Consider the following 19,705-nt stretch of genomic DNA (forward strand, 5'->3'; position numbering starts at 1 on the left):
CTGGCGAGCCGCGGTGCAGCTCGCCAGCCGTGCTCGTCGGCGTCGCTACAGCTCGAGCACCAGTCTCCGGCAGCCCGCGGCCGCGCGGGACACGCAGATCATCATCGTGCGGTCGTCCGCCTGCTCCGCCGGGCTGAGCACGGTGTCCCGGTGGTCGACCGTCCCCTCGAGCACCGGCGTCTCGCACGTCCCGCAGGTCCCCTCGCGGCACGACGACAGGACGAACACGCCGGCGTCCTCGGCGACCTCGAGCACCGACCGGTCCCCGGGGACGGTCAGTGTCGACCCGGACACGGCGAGCTCGACCTCGAACGCCTCCCCCGGGGCGTCGACGTCCTCGGCGGGTTCGAACCGCTCGACACGGACGCTGCCCGCGGGCCAGTGCGCTGCCGCAGCCTCGACGGCGTCCATGAGGCGCCGTGGGCCGCAGCAGTAGACCACCGCTCCCCGCGGATCCGCGAGCAGCGCCGCGACGTCGACCCGGCGGCCCTCGTCGGCGGCCGCGACGACGACCCGCTCGGGGTGGGCGCGCTGCAGCTCGTCGGCGAACGCCATGCCCGCGCGGCTCCGGCCGGCGTAGTGCAGCTCCCACGGGGTGCCGGCGGCCTCGGCGGCCGCGATCATGGCGCTGATCGGCGTGATGCCGATGCCGCCCGCGACGAAGACCGCCGGCCGGGACGGGTCGAACCCGAAGTGGTTCCGCGGGCCGCCGACGACGACGAGGTCGTCGACCGCGAACCCGTCGTGGACCGCCGCCGAACCACCGCGGCCGTCTCGCTCCCGGAGCACGGCGACCCGCCAGTGCCCCTCGGGCGTCGTCGTGACGAGCGAGTACTGCCGCTCGGTGCCCGGGGTGACCTCGACGTCGATGTGCGCCCCGGCCTCCCATCCGGGCAGCGTCGCCGTGCCCACCGGTGCGAGGTCGACGGTCACGACGTCCCGCGCCACGACCCGTCGGTCGGCGACCCGCACCGGGAACCGGGCCGCCTGCCCGTTCGTGATGCCGCCGCTCACGACGCACCCCCGCGCGTCGGGCTCTCCTTGACGACGATGAGGTGGAAGCGGCCCCCGTCCGGACTGCACCACCGGTGTGGGGTACCGCCTCGGTAGTACGCGGAGTCGCCGGCACCGAGGAGCAGCGGCTCGTCGGCGCCGAGGTCGAGCCGGACCGAGCCGCCGAGGACGTAGAGGAACTCGTCCTCGCGGTGCTCGTAGAACGCTCCGGGGTCGGTGTTCGAGCCGGTGAACTCGAGCGGCTCGAACGCGTGCGCGCCGCCGTGGACGAGCAGGCGCGCCTCGCCCTGCGAGAACGGTCCCCGCGCGCCCTCGTCCGACCGGAGGACGTCGGGACGCCTGTCGTCGGGGTCGCGCGGTTGCGGGTCGCCAGCGGCGAGCAGCTCGACCTGGCTCGTCTCGAGCGCCAGGGCGATCTTCTCCAGCGACACCATGCTGGCGCGCGAGTGCCCGCGTTCGAGCTGGCTGAGGAACGGGTGCGACAGGCCGGTCCGATCGGCGAGCTGCACCAGGGTCAGGCCCCTGGCCCGGCGGAGTCCGCGGATGTGCTCACCGATGCGGCGGGCCTGGTCGTCGACGACACGGGGGTTCGGCGGGACGGTCTGGACGAGGTCTGTGGGCATGACGACTCCTGGAGTCTCGGACCGCTCGGGGCCGTCGGCCGGAGCGGTGTCACGAACGGCAACCGCCGCGAAACAGAGGGGAAACACGGCCCTCGTAGCATCGGCGATGTTGATGCGATCAACATTCTCACACACGATCGAGAGGGGTCCCGTGGACCAGCAACTGCCCCGTCCGGTCACCCTCCTGCGTGACGCGCTCCTGCCCGACGGGCGCCGGGTCGACGTCTCCGTCAGCGCCGGCACGGTCACCGACGTCGCTCCGGCACGGACCCGCACCGCTCCGGCCGACGCCGTCCTCGACCTCGACGGCCGCCTCCTCCTGACCGCCCCGGCCGAACCGCACGCGCACCTCGACAAGGCGCTCAGCTTCGACCGCATCCAGCCGCCCCTCGGCGACCTCGGGTCCGCGATCGAGGCCTGGCGCGACCACGCGACCACCATGACGGTGGAGGACATCGCGGACCGCGCCCGGACGCAGGCCCTCGCGATGCTCGCCGCCGGCACCACCGCGGTCCGGTCCCACGTCGACGTGCTCAGCGGCCACGGGGAGGCGTCCCTCCACGAGGCCACCCGAGGAGCCCGGGCCCTCGTGCAGGTGCGCCGCGAGCTCGCCGGGCTCGTCGACATCGAGCTCGTGGCCCTCGCCGGCCCGCACGTGCCCGACGAGCACGTCGAGGCCGTCCTCGACCTGGGCGTCGACCTCGTCGGGGGTGCACCCCACCTGGCCGACGACCCGGACGCCGACGTGGACCGCCTCCTCGCCGTCGCCGCACGGCGCGGCCTGGGCGTCGACCTCCACGCCGACGAGAACCTGGACGGCCCGGTGACCCTGGACCGCTACGCCCGGACCGTCCGCGACTGGCCCCGCGACCGCCAGTACTCCGCAGGGCACTGCGTCCGGCTGGGCACCCTGTCGCCCGCGCGACTGGACGAGGTCATCGCGGACCTGGTCGCCGCCGACCTCGGCGTCATCGCACTGCCGATCACGAACCTGTACCTGCAGGGGTGGCAGCACCCGGTCGCCACCCCGCGCGGCATCGCACCGCTCCGGGCCCTCATCGACGCAGGCGTCCGGGTCGCGGCCGGAGCGGACAACGTGCGGGACCCGTTCAATCCCGTCGGCCGCTCGGACGCCTTCGAGACCGCGTCACTCCTGGTGAGCGCGGGGCACCTCACCCCGGACGAGGCGTGGACCCTCGTCACCGACGGCGCCCGCAGCGTCATGGGGCTGCCCGTCGCCGGCGTCGCCGTCGGCGCCCGGGCCGACCTCGTCGCCGTCGCGGCCACGAGCCTCGTCGACGCGGTCGCGAACGCACCCGCGGAACGCACGGTGATCGCGAACGGCCGCGTCGTCGCCGTCACCGAGGTCCGCCGCACCGTGGCCGCCCCGCTCCCCGCCACCCCGCTCCCCGCCGGGCTCGTCTCCTGACCGGGCCCCGCCCGACCGACCCAGCACCCACCCCGACCAGAAGCCAGAAGAAGAGGTAGCCGTGACCACCACCGCTCCAGCACCCGTCACGAGGACGGACACGCTGCTCGACTTCGCGGACGTCGAGATGACGTTCCCGAACGGCACCGTCGCGCTCCAGGGCGTCGACCTCACCGTCGACCGTGGCGAGTTCGTCTCCGTCGTCGGCCCCTCCGGCTGCGGCAAGTCGACCCTGCTCCGGATCGCGTCCGGACTCGAGACGGCCTCGCACGGCACCGCCGGCGTCGCCGCGGACCGCATCGGCTACGTCTTCCAGGACGCCACGCTCCTGCCCTGGCGTTCCGTCCAGGGCAACGTCGAACTCCTCGCCGAGCTCGGCCACGTCCCGAAGGCCGAGCGCGCCGAGAAGGCGAAGCGCGCCATCGACCTGGTCGGCCTGAACGGGTTCGAGACGAACCTGCCGAAGCAGCTCTCCGGCGGCATGCGGATGCGCGTCTCGCTCGCCCGGTCGCTCACCCTCGACCCGGAGCTGTTCCTCTTCGACGAACCGTTCGGCGCCCTCGACGAGATCACCCGCGAGCGCCTCAACGACGAACTCCTCCGGCTCTTCGTCCAGCAGCGGTTCGCCGGGCTCTTCATCACCCACTCGGTGTCCGAGGCGGTGTACCTCTCCACGAAGGTCATCGTCATGTCCGGGCGTCCGGGCGGCGTCGTCGGGCGGTTCGACGTGCCGTTCCCGATGCCGCGCGACCCCGACATCCGATTCACCCCCGAGTTCGCCGAGCTCGTCGGCGAGGTCTCGCACGCACTCCGGGAAGGACACCGCTGATGGCCACGCTGCAGGAGGTCACCGAGGCCCGGGTCGCTCGCGTCGCCGTCCGGCGCTCCCGTCCGCGCCGCACGGTGATGTGGTGGCAGCCCGTCGTCGTCCTCGCCGTGCTCGTCGGCGTCTGGTACGCCGCGGCCGCCTACTACGACCACGTCCGCAACCTCGCGTTCCTCGTCCCGTACCCGCACCTCGTGCTCAAGGCGATCGTCGCGCCGACGATGCCGGACGGCTCGCCCTCGACGTTCGGCAGCGACCTGTGGTCCGCGCTCGGCCGCACGACCGTCGTGTCCCTCGTCGGTCTCGCGTTCGCGATCGTCATCGGCGTCGTGTGGGCGATGCTCATGGCGCAGGCGAAGTGGCTCGAGAACTCGCTCTACCCGTACGCGGTCGTCCTGCAGTGCGTGCCGATCCTCGCGCTCGTGCCGCTCATCGGCGCGCTGTTCGGGTACGAGTTCACGAGCCGCGTGATCGTCACGGTGATGATCGCGCTCTTCCCGATGGTGTCGAACACGCTGTTCGGCCTGCAGTCCGCCGACAAGGGGCAGCGCGAACTCTTCCAGCTGCAGCGGGCGAGCCGCGCGGCACAGCTGTTCAAGCTGCGGATCCCGGCGGCCCTTCCGTCGATCTTCGTCGGCCTCCGCACCTCCGCCGGCCTGAGCGTCATCGGCGCGATCGTCGGCGACCAGTTCTTCCAGCGCGGCAACGCCGGCCTGGGCGTGCTCATCCAGGTCACCGCGTCGCGGCTGATGGGCCCGGAGCTCTACGCGACCATCATCATCGCCTCGCTCTACGGCGTCGCCGTGTTCCTCGTCTTCGGCCTGCTCGGCCGCCTGGCCGTCGGCCGCTGGCACGAGTTCAGCTGACCACCTCCCACCCGTCCCGTCCCCTTCCCCAACCCGACAGCACCACGAGACCCGCACCACGAACGGAGCCTCCATGCGCACCACCACCCGCCGCCTCAGCATCGCGACCGCAGCCGTCGCCGCGACCGCGATCGCCCTCACCGGGTGCGCCGCCGGTTCGTCCGCCGGCACCTCCACGAGCGCCGCGAGCACCAAGGCCGCCAGCGGCCCGGCGGTCGACCTGTCCGGCGTCTGCCCGTCCACCGTGGTCGTGCAGACCGACTGGAACCCGGAGGGCGAGCACGGCCACCTCTACGAGATGCTCGGACCGAACCCCTCGATCGACGCGTCCGACAAGTCCGTCACCGGCGACCTCTACGCGAACGGCAAGAGCACCGGCGTGAAGCTGGAGATCCGCGCCGGCGGCCCGGCCATCGGCTACTCGAAGGTCTCCTCGCAGATGTACCAGGACAAGTCGATCACGCTCGGCTACGTCTCGACCGACGAGGCCGTCCAGTTCTCCGGCAACCTGCCCACCACGGCGGTGTTCGCCGAGAACGACACGTCACCGATGGTCCTGATGTGGGACCCGAAGACGTACCCGAAGGTCGACAGCATCAAGGGCCTCGGCAAGGCGCTCGAGAAGGACGGCGGGGTCGTCCGCTACTTCAACGGCGCCTCGTACATGACCTACCTGCAGCAGTCCGGCGTCCTGCCGAAGAGCGTCCTCGACGGCAGCTACGACGGCACCCCGTCGAAGTTCGTCGCCGCCGGCGGCAAGGACGCGCAGCAGGGCTTCGCCACCGCCGAGCCGTACATCTACCAGAACCAGGTCGCGGCCTGGGGCAAGAAGGTCGACTACTCGCTCATCTCCAGCACGGGGTGGAACCCGTACCCCGAGGCGATGAGCGTCCGGTCCGGTGACCTCCAGAAGCTCAGCCCCTGCCTGAAGAAGCTCGTCCCCGTCATGCAGCAGGCGGACGTCGACTACCTCAAGTCGCCGGGCGCGACGAACGACCTCATCACGAAGCTGGTGCAGCAGTACAACAACGGCTGGACCTACGACTCGAAGGTCGGCGCGTTCGCCGCGGCCCAGATGGTGAAGCTCGGAATCGCGAAGGACACCGACGGCTTCATCGGCTCGATGGACGAGCAGCGGATGTCGGACTTCGTGAAGAAGGCGACCCCGGTGTTCGCGGGCTCCGGCGACGTCAAGAGCGGCCTGACGACCTCGGACCTGTACACGAACGAGTTCCTCGACAAGTCCATCGGTCTCGGCAACTGATCCCCGGTCGGCCGAGCCGACCACCCCACGGACGGGAGGCGCGGTGCACGACCGGCACCGCGCCTCCCGGCCCGTCTCCCCCAGCGTCCCTCCCCCTCATCCAGGAGTCCCCATGCCCGCCACCCCCGCCGCCCTCGAGGCGCTGCGGACCGACCTCGTCGCCCTGCTCGGCGAGCGCGGAGTCAGCACCGACCAGAAGACCCGTGAGCGCGCCTCCGTCGACGAGGCGACCATGAGCCCGATCCTCTCCGAGCAGCTGCCCCTCGGCCTCGCCGACCTGGTGGCCTCCCCGGCGGACGCCGACGAGATCGCGGCGACGCTGCAGGCGGCCGTCCGGCACGGCGTGCCCGTGACCACCCGCGGCAAGGGCACCGGCAACTACGGGCAGGGCATCCCGCTCGACGGCGGCCTCGTGCTCGACACGAGCCGCGCCCGCGCGGTCGTCGAGGTCGGCGACGGCTGGGTGACCGCCGAGGCCGGCGCCACCATGGTCGCCCTCGAGCAGGCGGCCGCCGCGCAGAACCAGCAACTCTGGATGTACCCGTCGACCGCGCAGTCCACCATCGGCGGATTCCTGTCCGGCGGCTCCGGCGGCACCGGCTCGATCTCGCACGGGTCGAACTGGGAGGGCTTCGTCACCGCGCTCGACATCGCCCTGCCCGGCGAACCGGGCCTCGTGCACGTCGAGGGCGAGGACGCGCAGACGTTCGTCCACACCTACGGCACGGCGGGCGTCATCGCGCGGGCGACCGTGCGACTGGAACCCCTGCAGGACTGGCGCGCCGTGTACGCGTCGTTCCCGACGTTCGAGCACGCGCTGACCGCCGTCCGGACCCTCCGCGGCCTGGAACCGGCGCCCCGTCTCGTGAGCGCCGACCGCGCGGAGATCACGGCCACGCTGCCGAAGGACCCCGCGTTCGTCGCGGGGCGGGCCAGCCTCCGGGGGATCATCGACGCCGTGACGCTCGACGACGCCCGCGCGCTCATCGCGTCGGCCGGCGGCACCGTCGAGGACGTCCGCGAGGGACTGCAGCAGACCACCCGCGTGTCGATGCTCTCCTACAACCACCCGATCTGGTGGCTGAAGCGGAACACCCCCGACACCGAGTACTTCCACGTCGAGGTCGGCGGCGAGGCGCTCATCGACCGGATCGCCGAGGTCGAGGCCGTCTACCCCGGCGGCATGCTCCACATCGAGGCCGCGCACGTCGGGCCGATCGGCATGCTGACCGCGCCGTACACGGGCGCCGAGGACGTGTACGCCGGGTACCCGACCCTCCGCGGGCTCGGCGTCCGGGTGCACAGCCCCCACCAGTACTACGTCGACCACGGTGTCGAGGAACTCGTCGCGTTGAAGCAGCGGACCGACCCGGACGGCCTCCTCAACCCCGGCCACATCATCGACCCCTCGCTGGTCGTCACCGGCGGTTCCACCGCCTCCGCGCAGCCGGCCGTCCCGGGGTTCGGCAAGTGAGCGGGCGGCTGCTCTCCGAGCTCTCCGGCCCCGAGGTCGCCGCCCGTGTGACGTCGGACACGATCGTCGTCCAGCCCACGGGAGCGGTCGAGCACCACGGCCCGCACCTGCCGCTCATCACCGACTTCCTCCTCGCCGACCGGATCGGTACCGCTGCCGTGGAGCGTGCCGCCGCCGAGGGCCTCGACGTCTGGCAGCTGCCGACCCTGGCGTTCACGAAGTCCGACGAGCACAGCTGGGCGCCGGGTACCGTCTGGCTCGACGAGGGCACGATGTTCGACACCGTCGTGCAGATCGGCCGGGCCGTCGCCCTCACCGGCGCGGGGACCCTCGTGTTCGCGAACGGCCACGGCGGGAACGTCGCGCTGCTCCAGGTGGCCCTCCGCGAGATCCGGAAGCGGTACGGCCTGAAGACGTTCCTCATGCCGACGCTCGCCCGCACGCCCGGGCCAGCGGGCGAGGACGCCGACGAACGCGGGCTCGGCATCCACGGCGGTGCCGCCGAGACGTCGATGATCCTGCACCTGCGTCCCGACCTGGTCGACATGACGAAGGCGGAGCGCTGGGTGCCGGACCACCTCGCGGAGTTCGAGCGGATCCGGTTCAACGGCGGACCGGTGAGCTTCGGGTGGCTGTCGAACGACTTCGGCACCCCCGGGGTCGTCGGCGACGCCAGCCGGGCGACCGCGGCCTACGGGCAGGCCCTGTGGGAAGTCTCGCTCGACGAGGCCGTCGCGTCCCTGCACGAGATCGCCCGGTTCGACCCCGCGGTCCGGCGGTGAGCGACGCGGCGCCCGAGGACCCGCTCGCGCTCGTCGGGTCGTGGCTCGCGCCTCGGGATGTCGCGACCACGACGATGACGCTCTCGACGATCGGGCTCGACGGCTACCCGTCGGCGCGGACCGTGCTCGTCTCCGCGTACGACGGACGCCGCGTGCACTTCCACACCGACGCACGCAGCAGGAAGGCCGCCGAGCTCGCGGCCGTGCCGCGCGCGACGGCGACGGTCGTCTGGCCCGAGGCGGGCCGACAGCTGGTGTTGACGGGTGACGTCGGCGTCGTCACGGCCGAGGAGGCATGGGTCGCCTACGCCGCGAGGACCCGCTACCTCCAGGTACTCGCCTGGGTCAACGACCACCAGCTCGCCGCGCTCCCCGACGGCGAGCGGCGGGCCCGGTGGGCGGCCTTCGAGCGGGACCACGGCGAGGGCGCACTCGACGCGCCGGAGACCTGGGTCGGGTTCGCGATCGACCCCGTGCGGGTGCTGTTCTGGCAGGGGGCGACCGACGCGCCGAGCAACCGTCTGGCGTACGAACGCCGCGCGGACGGGTCCTGGACGCTGGAGCGCTGGCCCGGCTGACGATCCGGGTGCCGCCCGGGGACGTCGTGCGGGAGCGTCGTCAGGCGACCCCGCTCGCTCCCAGGGCGGAGCCGATCGCGAAGGTCGCCGCGAGGGCGAGCGCACCGCCGACGACGACCCGCACGGTGGCGCGGCGCTTCGATCCGCCACCGATGCGTGCCCCGACCGCCCCGGTCAGGGCGAGCGCGAGGAGCACCACCACGAACGTCACCGGCACCCGCGCCGCATCGGGCGGCAGCAGGACGGCCAGCAACGGCAGCACCGCGCCGATCGAGAACGCGGCCGCCGACGCGAAGGCCGCGTGCCAGGGGCTCACCACGTCGTCCTCGTCGATCCCGAGCTCCGCCGAGAGGTGCGCGCCGAGCACGTCCCGTTCCGTCAGCTCGGCGGCCACCAGCTCGGCCGTCGAACGGCGCAGACCCCGGGCCTGCCAGAGCTGCGTGAGTTCCTCGAGCTCGGCGGCCGGGTCCTCGGCGAGCTCGCGGCGCTCCTGCTCGATGACGGCCCGCTGGCTGTCGCGCTGACTGCTGACGGAGACGTACTCGCCGAGGGCCATCGACACGGCGCCGCCGACGAGCGCCGCGACGCCAGCCGTGGCGATGGCCGCGACGGACGTGGAGGCACCGGCGACACCGACGACGATCGAGGCGGTCGAGACGATCCCGTCGTTCGCTCCCAGGACCCCGGCCCGGAGCCAGTTGAGGCGGCCGGCGAGGTCACCGGTGTGCGGCTCGCCGCTGTGCGGCGTCACCGACGGGGCAGGTTCGGTCATGCGCCCAGACAACCAGTCGCCGCCGCGGGACGCCGATCGATCCGCGACCGCGGCATCTGGGACCCGATGTGCACGCCGCGGCGCTCGTGTTCGCGCACCGATCGCGGCGGGGACGAGGGCTGGGGAACCGGTCAGCCCATCGTCTTCAGCCACGGCCGGTCCACGCAGACCTCCGACGATCACGACATGGACCACGACGCCCCCGACCTCGCGGCGTTCACCGAGCACCTCGACCCGCACGACGCCATCCACATCGGAGCGCGTCGCCCGTGCCGTCCTGATCAGCGCCGTCCCGCCGATCATGGTGCAGACCGAGGCCGAGCCCGGCGGTCTCCCGAAGAGCGTGACTCACCGCCTGACCCGTCGGCGGGGCGGACGCTGGCGTGGGCCTCCCCGGCGCGCATCCGCAGGTCAGGGAGTTCCCGACGCACGCTGCGGACGGCGACCGTCGGGTCGAGCGTCGACCGCCGAGGCACCGCACCAGCGCGGCCGGTGGGACGTTCGACCCTCCTCAGCTCCTCCTGGCCGACCTACCGTCCTCGCAGGTGACCACCTCGGTCACCTGCCGGGCAAAGGACCGGAAGAACCTGCTGAGGAGCAACCATGACCAGGTACACCGTCGCCGTCGACGACACCGACGCCGGCTCGCGGACCGTCGACTGGATCGACGAGAACCTCCGCCCAGGAGACCGCGTCCGGCTCCTCACCGTCAGCGAGCTGTACTCCGAGACGGTCGTCCACACCGAGCAGCGACTCGATCAGGCGGAGAACAGGCTGCGCCGGAACCATCCGGGACTGGTGGTCGAGCAGTCCGTCCCCGAAGGGCCGACCGTCGAACGGCTGCTCCTGGACTCCGTGGACACCGACGTTCTCGTGCTCGGGGCCCGTCAGGCGCACGTCGTGCTCGCGACGCTCGGCGGACGGATCGCCGAACGTGTCGTGGCCCGCACCACCGTGCCTGTCGTCGCCGTCCCCGAGCACTGGCACCACGGTGCGGGCCCGGTCGTGGTCGGCGTCGACGGTCGGACCGCCTCAGCCGCGCTCGCGTTCGCCGCGGACCAGGCCGCCGTCCGTGGCAGCGAACTCGTCCTCGTCCGGGCCTGGGACATCCCGCTGACGATCTCCCCGTACGCGAACATCTACCTCGCGGACGACCGGGAGCTGTGGGAGCACGAGAGCACGCTCGAGCTCCAGGCCGCGAGCCGTGCCGTGGCGGACCGTCACCCGGACCTCGTCGTCCACGCGGTCCGTCGACACGGCCAGACGGCGACCGCCCTCCTGGAGGAAGCCGGGGCGGATGCTTCGCTCATCGTCACCGGGCGACGGCACCGCACCGCCATCGGGGCGTTCCTCGGAGGGTCGGTCGGTGAAGCGCTGATGCACCGCTCCCATGCGCCGGTCTGCATCGTCCCCCAGCCAGCCGCCGCGGTGCCGGCAACGGCCCCAGCCGTACCCGCGCCGGCGGAGGTGCACTGACATGCACGACGCGGCGGCTCTCGTGCCGCAGCACGTCGTGGTCGGCATCGACGAGCACGAGGCGAGTCTGCGCGCGATCGACTGGGTGATGGAACGGGATCTTCCGTCCGGCAGCCGTGTCGACGTCGTCACCGTGACGAACGGATGGACGACGAGTCCCCGCGCCGATCGGGCAATGGTGGAAGCAGCAGCGGCGCGGCTCCCTGACCGGAGTCACGTGGAGGTCGAGACCCTGGTTCGGTTCGGCGCGCCCGACCGTACGTTGATCGAGGCCGCCGCCGACGCGGACCTCCTCGTGATCGGCAACCGCCGCCAACACCGCCTACGAACGGCTCTCGACGGTTGGATGCCGGAACGCGTGCCGACGGTCGCCGACCTCCCGGTCGTGGTCGTCCCCGAGGACTGGGAACCGGTGGACGGCGACGTCCTCCTCGGGGTCGACGCTACGACCGGGGACGCAGCGCTGCGGTTCGCCGCCGACGAGGCACTCCGGAGCCGCCGACGTCTCAGCGCGCTCCGGGCGTGGAAGCTCCCGGTTGCCACGGCGACGGGTGCGTTGAGCGTGCTCGAGGATCCGCAGCTGTACGAGGACCACAACCGTTCGGTCCTCGCGGACAGTGAGCGGCTCCTGCACCTGCGGTACCCCGGCTTACGTCACCGCCCCTTGCTCGAGGAAGGAGACCCCGTCGCACGGCTCCTCGCGCACGCACCGTCCGCCTCGCTGATCGTCGTCGGCCGCCGGCACCGGACGACCATCGGCGGCGTGTTCACCGGCTCCACCGCGCACGGCCTCATCACGCAGGGACGCACGCCCGTGGCAGTGGTGCCGCAGCGGCGCCGAGCGCTCCGCGAGCGTTGAGTTCGCCGGACCTCCTGCGTCGGCCGAGGTCACGGGACCTTGGTCCTACCACTGACCCCAGAGCTCCTCTAGGTTGCTCATCGCAGGGCGCCTGATCCGGACCCGAAGCGGATCGGGCGCCCCGGTCCGGCCAAGCGCTCGCTCAACGGTCCGGGAACATGGGTCCGATTCGACATGCCGTCCTAGGATCGGAAGGTCCACACCCGAAGGGACCTCATGGCCGAACCGCTCGCCTTCCCGGACGCTCCGCGTTCCGCGCTCGAGCGCACGATCGACGAGCTCGTCGACCGTGCGCAAGCGGTCCTCCGCACGCAGGGCCGACTGCGGAACCTGCTCGCCGCGAACCGCCGGATCGTCGAGCACCTGGCCCTCGAGGACACGTTGCACGCGGTCGTGGCCGCGGCCGTGGAACTCGTCGACGCGGAGTACGGCGCGCTCGGCGTGATCGCACCGGACGGCAAGGAACTCGAACGGTTCATCCACGTCGGGATGGACGAGGAGCACGTCGGGCGTATCGGACACCTCCCGCGAGGCAACGGTGTCCTCGGCGCCGTCGTGCAGGACGCGCGTCCCATCCGCTTGGAGCACCTCGGTGAGGACCCGCGCTCCGCTGGGTTCCCAGAGGGTCACCCGCCGATGGAGGGGTTCCTCGGGGTCCCGCTGCGGGTGCGCGACAAGGTCTACGGGAACCTCTACCTGACGAACCCGCGACGCGGGCACTTCACCCACGAGGACCAAGAGCTCGTCGAGGCGCTCGGTGCCACCGCAGGCGTGGCCATCGACAACGCGCGCCTGTTCGAGGAGAGCCGGCTGCGCGAGCGGTGGGCGACCGCGACCGCCGACGTCAGTTCGGCGCTCGTGGCCGACGAGTCCATCGAGGACGTGCTCACGATCATCGCTGATCGCGTCCTCGCGTTCGTCGACGCGCACCTGGTCAGCGTCGTCCTGCCCAACGCCGACGCCGAGGACCTGCAGGTGGCCATCGCGGTCGGTCCGGGCGCTGAGCCGCTCCGCGACCGCCGGTACCCCGCCGCGGGATCACTCGCCGGGCGTGCCATCGACACGGGCCGGGTCGTCGCGGACACGACCGGAACCGCGTTCGCCGGATGCGAGTGGACGCCCCCGCTCGGGCCGACGATCGCGATCCCGCTCCGGGTGGCCGGCGACGCACTCGGCGCGCTCGTCGTCGCCCGTGCGCCGGGCGGGCCGGTGTTCGCCGACGCTGAGCTGGGCATGGCGGACGAGTTCGGCCGGCAGACCAGCGTCGCACTCGCAGTGGCGCGCGGCCGTCGAGACCGCCGACGCTTGGAACTCGCGGAGGACCGCAGCAGGATCGCCAGGGACCTGCACGACCACGTCATCCAACGGCTGTTCGGCTCCGGTCTGGCACTGCAGGCGACCGCCCAGCGCGTCCCGGAGGACCTGCGCGACCACCTCGAGGAACAGGTCAGCGCCATCGACGCGGCGATCGCTGAGGTCCGCACGGCGGTCTTCGCGCTCGGCAGCTCCGACCGCCCGACCGCACGGAGCACCCGGGACAGGCTGCTCGACGTCCTCGCGGAGCTCCGGCCAGCGCTCTCCCGTCCGCCTCGCATCACCTTCACCGGACCGGTCGACATCGACGTCACGGGGGCGCTCGCTCACGACGTCGTCGCCGCCGTCCGGGAGTCCGTCGCCAACGTCGCGCGACACGCCCCCGGCGCTGAGTGCCGCGTCGAGGTCGCCGTCACCGACGACGCCGTACAGGTGGTCGTCGAGGACGACGGCCCTGGTCCCGGGTCGAGCGAACGTCGCAGCGGTACCGCCAACTTGGCCGCGCGCGCGACGATGCGCGGCGGACGCTACGAGCTCGGCCCCGGGGTCGACGGCGGGACCATCGTCATCTGGGCCGCACCCCTCGGGCGGACCGAACGGAAGGAACCACGATGATCAGGGTGTTCCTCGTGGATGACCACGAGATCGTGCGACGCGGCGTCGCCGACCTCATCGACGCGCAACCCGACCTGCAGGTCGTCGGCGAAGCCGGCACCGTGCGGGACACTCCGGGGCGGGTGGCCGCGACCCGGCCCGACGTCGTCGTCCTCGACGTCCGCCTCCCGGACGGCAGCGGCGTCGACGCGTGCCGATCGGTGCGGTCCGCGCACCCGGCGATCGCGTGCCTGATGCTGACCGCCTACGACGACGAGTCGGCGATGCAGGCCGCTCTGCTCGCCGGCGCGGCAGGCTACGTCGTGAAGGACATCCGCGGGCAGACCCTCGTCGAGGACATCCGGCAGGTCGCGGCCGGTCGGCGTCTCCTCCCAACCGTCCCGGTGGCGCAGGCGGTCGAACGGATCACCAGGCGACCGGAGGACGACATGCCGGACCTGACGCTCCGGGAACGTCAGGTGCTGGAACTCATCGCCGTCGGGCTGACCAACCGCCAGATCGGTGAGCGGCTCGAACTGGCGGAGAAGACCGTGAAGAACTACGTGTCCGGGCTGCTCGCGAAGCTCGGCCTCGAGCGCCGCACGCAGGCTGCGCTGTACGGCGCGGACCACGGGATGCGCAGGCCCGACGCACGGTGACGCGGCAGAGCCCGAGGACGGTCCATCCGTCCTCGGGCTCTGTCGCGTCGGGCCGTTCAGCTCAGATGAGCCACGGCGCCTTGCGGACGACCGGGAGCCGCTTCCACCAGGCACCGAGTCCCCACGTGTCCCCGGCCGAGAGGACGGCGACCACGATCAGCGCGAGCGCGTAGACGATGTGGTAGTCGACGAGCGGGTTCGTCGATGCTGCGTTCGCCGCGAAGGGCCACTCGGCGAGGTACATCAGCAGCATGAGGACGGTCCCGACGACCGCGCTGACGCGCAGCCCGACACCTGCCATCACCGCGACGCCGATCCCGAGCATGCCCGCCATGAACAGGACGTCCGTCGTCGGGCTCGCGATGGATGCGAAGAAGCCCTTGAGGGGTCCGCTGACGGCGTCGCTCATGAGGAAGCCCTGGCTCGGTTTCCCGCCGTTGATCCACGCCCCCGCCGACGGCGTGGAGAACCCGAGGCCGAAGGTCTTGTCGAGGAATGCCCAGAGGAAGATGAACCCCGTGGCCAGGCGCAGCATGCCGAGCGCGCGTCGCCCGGCCGACGTGGTCACGAGGGTGCGTTCCGCGCGAGCAGGCTCGCGGCGGTTGGTCGTGGTCGCCCGTGGGGTGTGGTGGATGCGGTGCGTCGTGGTGGTCATGGTGCGCATGTCCCTTCGGACTTCGTCGGGGTTCCTTCTTCCCCGCTGACGTCCATGTTTCTCCGGAACCGACGGCTGGAGCAGGGCCGAAGGTCCCCCCGCGATCGGCAGGACCTCGACGCGTTCGTTGTTCGGCCAGCGTGTGACGATCGGCCAGCGTGCGACGATCGCGAACACGATCCGGTAGCGCCTGGTCACTGCGAGCACACCCTGCGAGGGTGTGGTGGTGTCGTCGCGCACGCGCAGGGTGTCCGGGATGTGGCAGGACTGGCAACGGAGCGGACAACGGGACAGCAACACGGTGAGCCGCGTGCTCGGCCCGTCGAGGAACGTGATCAGCCTCGAGCGGTGGACACTCGCGACGGCACCGCTGCTCGGGGGCCCGCCTCGCTGCTCCGCGAGAAGGCGAAGAGGAGGGGCCCGCCGGTCCGTGACCGGCGGACCCCTCCTCGTGTCCTGATCGGTGTCAGGGGTGCACGAGGATCTTGACGTGGTCCTCGTTGTGGTGGATGAGCTGCTCGAAGCCCTGCTCGACGAGGTCATCGAGTGCGATGCGACCGGTGATGAACGGCGCGAGGTCGAGCGCCCCGGACCGGACGAGTTCGATGGTCGCGGCGTGGTCGTTCGCGTAGGCGATCGTGCCGCGCAGGTCGATCTCCTTGACGACGAGCTTCTCGAGGTCGACCACGGGGCGGTGGCCCCAGATCGACACGTTCACGATGACCGCCCCAGGGCGGACCGCGCTCAGCAGGGTGTCGAGGACCACGTCGACGCCCGCGCACTCGAAGGCGACGTCGGCGCCGCGTCCACCGGTGAGCGCACGGACCTGCTCGGGGACGTCGACCTCGGTGGGGTCGAGCACGTGGTCCGCGACCCCGGTCCGGCTCGCCATGCCCTTCCGCGCGGCACTGACCTCGCTGAGGACGACCGTGAGCCCTTCGGCCTTGCAGATCGCCGCCGCGAGCAGTCCGATCGGTCCGCCGCCACCCACGAGGGCGACGTCGCCGGTGCGGGCCCCGCTGCGGACGAATGCGTGGTGGCCCACCGAGAGGGGTTCGATGAGTGCAGCTTGGTCGAGCGGCAGGTCGCCCACCGGGTGGACCCATCGCCGCTGGACCGCGATCCGCTCGGCGAGGCCGCCCCCGCGGCCGGCGAGACCGATGAAGTTCATGTCCGGCGACAGCTGGTACTCGGTGCCCGGGTCGGCGGGCACGTCGTCGCGGATGATGTACGGCTCGACGACGACGTGCTCGCCGATGCGCAGGTCGGTCACGCCGTCGCCGAGCGCCGCGACCGTGCCCGACATCTCGTGCCCGAGCGTCACGGGGGCCGCCTCGCCCGAGATCGGATGCGGGTGCCCCGCCGGCGGCACGAAGATCGGTCCGTCGAGGTACTCGTGCAGGTCGGTGCCGCAGATGCCGCACCAGGCGACGTCGATGAGGACCGTCCCGGGGGCCACCTCGGGCGCCGGGATCTCCTCGATCCGGATGTCGCCGCGGTCGTGGTAGCGAGCTGCTTTCATGGTGTTCCTGTCCTCGTGTCGGGTAAGGGTGGTCATTCGTTGTCGCCGCCGGTGGCGGCCGCCGCCGACGTCGTGGAGCCGGCCGCGCCGACACCGACGTTGGCGGCACGCACCGCGGCCGGGTGTGCCGCGGCCGAGATCTCGCTCCACGTCCAGTCGGCGACCTCCGGCGCGTCCTCGCCGTGGGCCCGCGTGTACGCGCGCGCTGCGACCCGGGCGTCCTGCATCCGCTGACGGAGTCCTGCGTAGCGGGACCCGAGCCCCGGCACGTGATCGAGGACGTCGATCACGAGGTGGAACCGGTCCATGTCGTTGAGCATGACCATGTCGAAGGGCGTCGTGGTGGTGCCCTCCTCCTTGTAGCCGCGCACGTGCAGGTTCGCGTGGCCGTGGCGGCCGTACGTCAGCCGATGGATGAGCCACGGGTACCCGTGGTAGGCGAAGACGACGGGCTTGTCGGTGGTGAACACTGCGTCGTACTCCGCGTCGGACAGACCGTGCGGGTGTTCCCCTTCCGAGACGAGTCGCATGAGGTCCACGACGTTGACGACGCGGACGCGCAGGTCCGGCATCTCGTCCTGCAGGATCGACACGGCCGCGAGCGTCTCGAGCGTCGGCACTTCACCGGCGCAGGCGAGCACCACGTCGGGTTCCTCGCCGGGGGCCTCGTTGCCCGCCCACTCGAAGATCCCGAGGCCGCGCGTCATGTGCGCGATCGCCTCGTCCATCGACAACCAGTTGAACGTCGGTTGCTTGCCCGCCACGACGACGTTGACGTAGTCGACGGAACGCAGGCAGTGGTCGTAGGTCGACAGCAGCGTGTTCGCGTCGAAGGGCAGGTACACGCGGACGACGTCCGGCTTCTTGTTGACGACGTGGTCGATGAAGCCAGGGTCCTGGTGGGAGAGCCCGTTGTGGTCCTGCCGCCAGACGTGCGACGAGAGCAGGTAGTTGAGGGAAGCGATCGGTCGTCGCCAGGGAATCGTCTTGCTCACTTTCAGCCACTTGGCGTGCTGGTTGAGCATCGAGTCCACGATGTGGATGAACGCCTCGTAGCTCGTGAACAGCCCGTGCCGGCCGGTGAGCAGGTACCCCTCGAGCCAGCCCTGGCACTGGTGCTCGCTGAGCATCTCCATGACGCGCCCGGCGCGTGCGAGGTGTTCGTCCGACGGGAGGTACTCCCCGTCCCACTGTTTGTCGGTGACCTCGAGCACCGCGCCGAGGCGGTTCGACGCGGTCTCGTCGGGTCCGAAGATCCTGAAGTTGTCCGGGTTCAGCCGGACGACCTCCGCCAACCACTCCCCGAGCACCCGCGTCGACTCGTTGACCGAGCCACCGTGCGTCGGCACATCGACCGCATGGTCACGAAAGTCGGGGAGCACGAGGTCCCGCTTGAGCAGGCCGCCGTTCGCCACCGGGTTCGCGCTCATGCGGCGGTCCCCCCGGGGTGCGAGCGCTGTCGCCAGCGCCACGGGGGCGCCCGCGTCGTCGAACAGCTCCTCGGGGCGGTACGAGCGGAGCCAGCCCTCGAGCACGTGGAGGTGCTCCTCGGTGTCGCGGGCGTTCGCGAGCGGCACCTGGTGGGCGCGCCAGTTGCCCTCGGCCGGCTTGCCGTCGATCTCCGGCGGGCACGTCCATCCCTTCGGCGTCCGGAGGATGATCATCGGCCAGGCCGGTCGACCGTCGAGCGTGCCCGCGGCGGCCTGTTCCTTGATGTCGGCGATCTGGTCGAGGACCCGGTCGAGCGTCTCGGCCATGCGAGCGTGCACGGCTCGGGGGTCCTCGCCGTCGAAGCCGCCGGAGACGATGTACGGCGTGTGGCCGTAGCCGCGCATCAGGGCGAGGAGCTCGTCCTCGGGGATCCGGGCGAGCACCGTCGGGTTCGCGATCTTGTACCCGTTGAGGTGCAGGATCGGCAGGACGACTCCGTCGTGGAGCGGGTCGACGAACTTGTTCGAGTGCCAACTCGTGGCGAGCGGCCCGGTCTCGGCCTCGCCGTCCCCGACGACCGCGGCGACGAGCAGCCCGGGATTGTCGAAGGCGGCGCCGTACGCGTGTGAGAGCGCGTACCCGAGCTCACCGCCCTCGTGGATGGAGCCGGGGGTCTCGGGAGCCGCGTGGGACGGGATCCCACCCGGGAACGAGAACTGCCGGAAGAGCTTCCGGACGCCGTCCTCGGTCTGCGGGATGCCCGGATACACCTCGCTGTAGGTGCCGTCTAGGTACGCGTTCGCGACCATTCCGGGTCCACCGTGTCCAGGTCCGGTGACGTACACCGTGTCGAGGTCACGCTCACGGATGACGCGGTTGAGGTGGGCGTAGACGAAGTTGAGCCCGGGCGTTGTGCCCCAGTGCCCGAGCAAGCGCGGCTTGACGTCCTCGCGGGTGAGCGGACGACGGAGCAGCGGGTTGTCGAGCAGGTAGATCTGGCCCACGGACAGGTAGTTCGCCGTCCGCCACCACGTGTGGAGCTGATCGAGCACCGAGTCGTCCACCGATCTGCCAGGACCGCGCCGGAACGCTCCTGCCTCCGATCCGGTGGGCGTCCTGGTGATCGTCGTGGTCATGTCGCTCATGCGTCTTCCTCGCTCCCCGTCCGCGGCCGACCGGTCGCGGACGACTCGATCCTCGGCGCCGCTGGGTCCCTCGCGCAGGGTCGAAGGTCCCGCGGACACGACGGGACCTTCGACTCTGCGGGCTTCGACGATCCCAGGCGAGATTGGACTCCATGCACACAGACGACCAGCATCACCGCGTTCCCGAGGCCGAGTGGGAACGCCTCAAGCGGGAAGCGCGTGACCGCGCCCGGCGACAGCCCGAATCGGAGTCGCCGCGGCGCGCTGACGGTGAACCGAGCGAGTGATGCACGCGGGACGAAGGTCCCTGGTGCACGACCGGTGAGGGCACCAGGGTCGACCGCATGAACGACTTGCTCAGCACCCTGGTGCTGTCCCGGTGGCAGTTCGGCCTGACGACCATCTACCACTTCCTCTTCGTC

17 protein-coding genes are annotated in these 19,705 nt (G+C 71.6%); 11 read left to right on the plus strand and 6 right to left on the minus strand.

Annotation, left to right across the window (positions count from 1 at the left end; all coding sequences use genetic code 11):
- Positions 1-45 precede the first annotated feature (45 nt).
- Together ACTJKO_RS03930 and ACTJKO_RS03935 are read right to left on the minus strand one after the other, a co-directional pair.
- On the minus strand, positions 46-1,014 hold the full coding sequence (locus ACTJKO_RS03930) for a PDR/VanB family oxidoreductase (protein WP_440685867.1): 969 nt from the start codon (positions 1,012-1,014) through the stop codon (positions 46-48).
- Positions 1,011-1,637: a helix-turn-helix domain-containing protein gene (locus tag ACTJKO_RS03935; protein ID WP_440685869.1), complete on the minus strand. Its 627-nt coding sequence runs from the start codon at positions 1,635-1,637 to the stop codon at positions 1,011-1,013. Before ACTJKO_RS03935 ends, ACTJKO_RS03930 begins: the two co-directional genes overlap by 4 nt.
- Before the next feature lie 151 nt (positions 1,638-1,788).
- Here ACTJKO_RS03935 and ACTJKO_RS03940 point away from each other — a divergent pair, with 151 nt between their 5' ends.
- The 7 genes from ACTJKO_RS03940 to ACTJKO_RS03970 all read left to right on the plus strand — a co-directional run bounded on the left by ACTJKO_RS03940 (position 1,789) and on the right by ACTJKO_RS03970 (position 8,856).
- The gene (locus ACTJKO_RS03940) at positions 1,789-3,066 is read left to right on the plus strand and encodes an amidohydrolase family protein (protein WP_440685871.1); all 1,278 of its coding nucleotides are present in this window, start codon (positions 1,789-1,791) and stop codon (positions 3,064-3,066) included.
- Between the two features lie 61 nt (positions 3,067-3,127).
- Complete coding sequence (locus ACTJKO_RS03945) at positions 3,128-3,895, plus strand: ABC transporter ATP-binding protein (protein WP_440685873.1); 768 nt, start codon at positions 3,128-3,130, stop codon at positions 3,893-3,895.
- On the plus strand, positions 3,895-4,758 hold the full coding sequence (locus tag ACTJKO_RS03950; RefSeq protein ID WP_440685875.1) for an ABC transporter permease: 864 nt from the start codon (positions 3,895-3,897) through the stop codon (positions 4,756-4,758). The genes ACTJKO_RS03945 and ACTJKO_RS03950 overlap by 1 nt, the downstream gene beginning before the upstream one ends.
- A 73-nt stretch (positions 4,759-4,831) precedes the next feature.
- Positions 4,832-6,022, plus strand: coding sequence for an ABC transporter substrate-binding protein (locus ACTJKO_RS03955; protein ID WP_440685877.1), 1,191 nt, complete (start codon positions 4,832-4,834; stop codon positions 6,020-6,022).
- A gap of 112 nt (positions 6,023-6,134) precedes the next feature.
- On the plus strand, positions 6,135-7,496 hold the full coding sequence (locus ACTJKO_RS03960) for an FAD-binding oxidoreductase (protein WP_440685879.1): 1,362 nt from the start codon (positions 6,135-6,137) through the stop codon (positions 7,494-7,496).
- The gene (locus ACTJKO_RS03965) at positions 7,493-8,278 is read left to right on the plus strand and encodes a creatininase family protein (RefSeq protein WP_440685881.1); all 786 of its coding nucleotides are present in this window, start codon (positions 7,493-7,495) and stop codon (positions 8,276-8,278) included. The genes ACTJKO_RS03960 and ACTJKO_RS03965 overlap by 4 nt, the downstream gene beginning before the upstream one ends.
- Positions 8,275-8,856, plus strand: a complete 582-nt coding sequence (locus ACTJKO_RS03970) for a pyridoxine/pyridoxamine 5'-phosphate oxidase (protein WP_440685883.1) — start codon at positions 8,275-8,277, stop codon at positions 8,854-8,856. The genes ACTJKO_RS03965 and ACTJKO_RS03970 overlap by 4 nt, the downstream gene beginning before the upstream one ends.
- A gap of 40 nt (positions 8,857-8,896) precedes the next feature.
- Here the strand turns inward: ACTJKO_RS03970 and ACTJKO_RS03975 are convergent, their stop codons facing one another.
- Complete coding sequence (locus ACTJKO_RS03975) at positions 8,897-9,628, minus strand: VIT1/CCC1 transporter family protein (RefSeq protein WP_440685885.1); 732 nt, start codon at positions 9,626-9,628, stop codon at positions 8,897-8,899.
- A gap of 603 nt (positions 9,629-10,231) precedes the next feature.
- Between ACTJKO_RS03975 and ACTJKO_RS03980 the strand changes: the two genes are divergently transcribed.
- The 4 genes from ACTJKO_RS03980 to ACTJKO_RS03995 all read left to right on the plus strand — a co-directional run bounded on the left by ACTJKO_RS03980 (position 10,232) and on the right by ACTJKO_RS03995 (position 14,530).
- Complete coding sequence (locus ACTJKO_RS03980) at positions 10,232-11,104, plus strand: universal stress protein (RefSeq protein ID WP_440685886.1); 873 nt, start codon at positions 10,232-10,234, stop codon at positions 11,102-11,104.
- A gap of 1 nt (position 11,105) precedes the next feature.
- A complete protein-coding gene (locus ACTJKO_RS03985) occupies positions 11,106-11,963 on the plus strand; it encodes a universal stress protein (RefSeq protein WP_440685888.1) in 858 nt (285 codons plus the stop codon).
- A gap of 216 nt (positions 11,964-12,179) precedes the next feature.
- The gene (locus tag ACTJKO_RS03990) at positions 12,180-13,892 is read left to right on the plus strand and encodes a sensor histidine kinase (protein ID WP_440685890.1); all 1,713 of its coding nucleotides are present in this window, start codon (positions 12,180-12,182) and stop codon (positions 13,890-13,892) included.
- Positions 13,889-14,530 carry a response regulator gene (locus tag ACTJKO_RS03995; protein WP_440685892.1) on the plus strand — a complete coding sequence of 214 codons (642 nt, stop codon included), beginning with the start codon at positions 13,889-13,891 and terminating at the stop codon, positions 14,528-14,530. Before ACTJKO_RS03990 ends, ACTJKO_RS03995 begins: the two co-directional genes overlap by 4 nt.
- A gap of 61 nt (positions 14,531-14,591) precedes the next feature.
- Here ACTJKO_RS03995 and ACTJKO_RS04000 read toward each other — a convergent pair whose 3' ends face one another.
- The 3 genes from ACTJKO_RS04000 to ACTJKO_RS04010 form a co-directional block, all read right to left on the minus strand.
- Complete coding sequence (locus tag ACTJKO_RS04000; RefSeq protein WP_440685894.1) at positions 14,592-15,185, minus strand: DoxX family protein; 594 nt, start codon at positions 15,183-15,185, stop codon at positions 14,592-14,594.
- A gap of 466 nt (positions 15,186-15,651) precedes the next feature.
- Positions 15,652-16,707 (minus strand): 2,3-butanediol dehydrogenase, encoded by a 1,056-nt coding sequence (locus ACTJKO_RS04005; RefSeq protein ID WP_440685896.1) that lies wholly within the window; start codon positions 16,705-16,707, stop codon positions 15,652-15,654.
- Positions 16,708-16,739: 32 nt separating this feature from the next.
- Positions 16,740-19,274 (minus strand): phosphoketolase family protein, encoded by a 2,535-nt coding sequence (locus ACTJKO_RS04010; RefSeq protein WP_440685930.1) that lies wholly within the window; start codon positions 19,272-19,274, stop codon positions 16,740-16,742.
- Positions 19,275-19,705 lie beyond the last annotated feature (431 nt).

The organism is Curtobacterium sp. 22159, assembly GCF_052045775.1.
In the GTDB taxonomy this organism is placed as follows: domain Bacteria; phylum Actinomycetota; class Actinomycetes; order Actinomycetales; family Microbacteriaceae; genus Curtobacterium.

Coding starts and splice junctions, on each gene's coding strand:
- ACTJKO_RS03950 (WP_440685875.1), top strand. CDS start 3,895: ATGGCCACGCTGCAGGAGGTCACCGAGGCCCGGGTCGCTCGCGTCGCC.
- ACTJKO_RS03995 (WP_440685892.1), top strand. CDS start 13,889: ATGATCAGGGTGTTCCTCGTGGATGACCACGAGATCGTGCGACGCGGC.
- ACTJKO_RS03955 (WP_440685877.1), top strand. CDS start 4,832: ATGCGCACCACCACCCGCCGCCTCAGCATCGCGACCGCAGCCGTCGCC.
- ACTJKO_RS04005 (WP_440685896.1), bottom strand. CDS start 16,707: ATGAAAGCAGCTCGCTACCACGACCGCGGCGACATCCGGATCGAGGAG.
- ACTJKO_RS03980 (WP_440685886.1), top strand. CDS start 10,232: ATGACCAGGTACACCGTCGCCGTCGACGACACCGACGCCGGCTCGCGG.
- ACTJKO_RS03990 (WP_440685890.1), top strand. CDS start 12,180: ATGGCCGAACCGCTCGCCTTCCCGGACGCTCCGCGTTCCGCGCTCGAG.
- ACTJKO_RS03975 (WP_440685885.1), bottom strand. CDS start 9,628: ATGACCGAACCTGCCCCGTCGGTGACGCCGCACAGCGGCGAGCCGCAC.
- ACTJKO_RS04000 (WP_440685894.1), bottom strand. CDS start 15,185: ATGACCACCACGACGCACCGCATCCACCACACCCCACGGGCGACCACG.
- ACTJKO_RS03960 (WP_440685879.1), top strand. CDS start 6,135: ATGCCCGCCACCCCCGCCGCCCTCGAGGCGCTGCGGACCGACCTCGTC.
- ACTJKO_RS03935 (WP_440685869.1), bottom strand. CDS start 1,637: ATGCCCACAGACCTCGTCCAGACCGTCCCGCCGAACCCCCGTGTCGTC.
- ACTJKO_RS04010 (WP_440685930.1), bottom strand. CDS start 19,274: ATGACCACGACGATCACCAGGACGCCCACCGGATCGGAGGCAGGAGCG.
- ACTJKO_RS03985 (WP_440685888.1), top strand. CDS start 11,106: ATGCACGACGCGGCGGCTCTCGTGCCGCAGCACGTCGTGGTCGGCATC.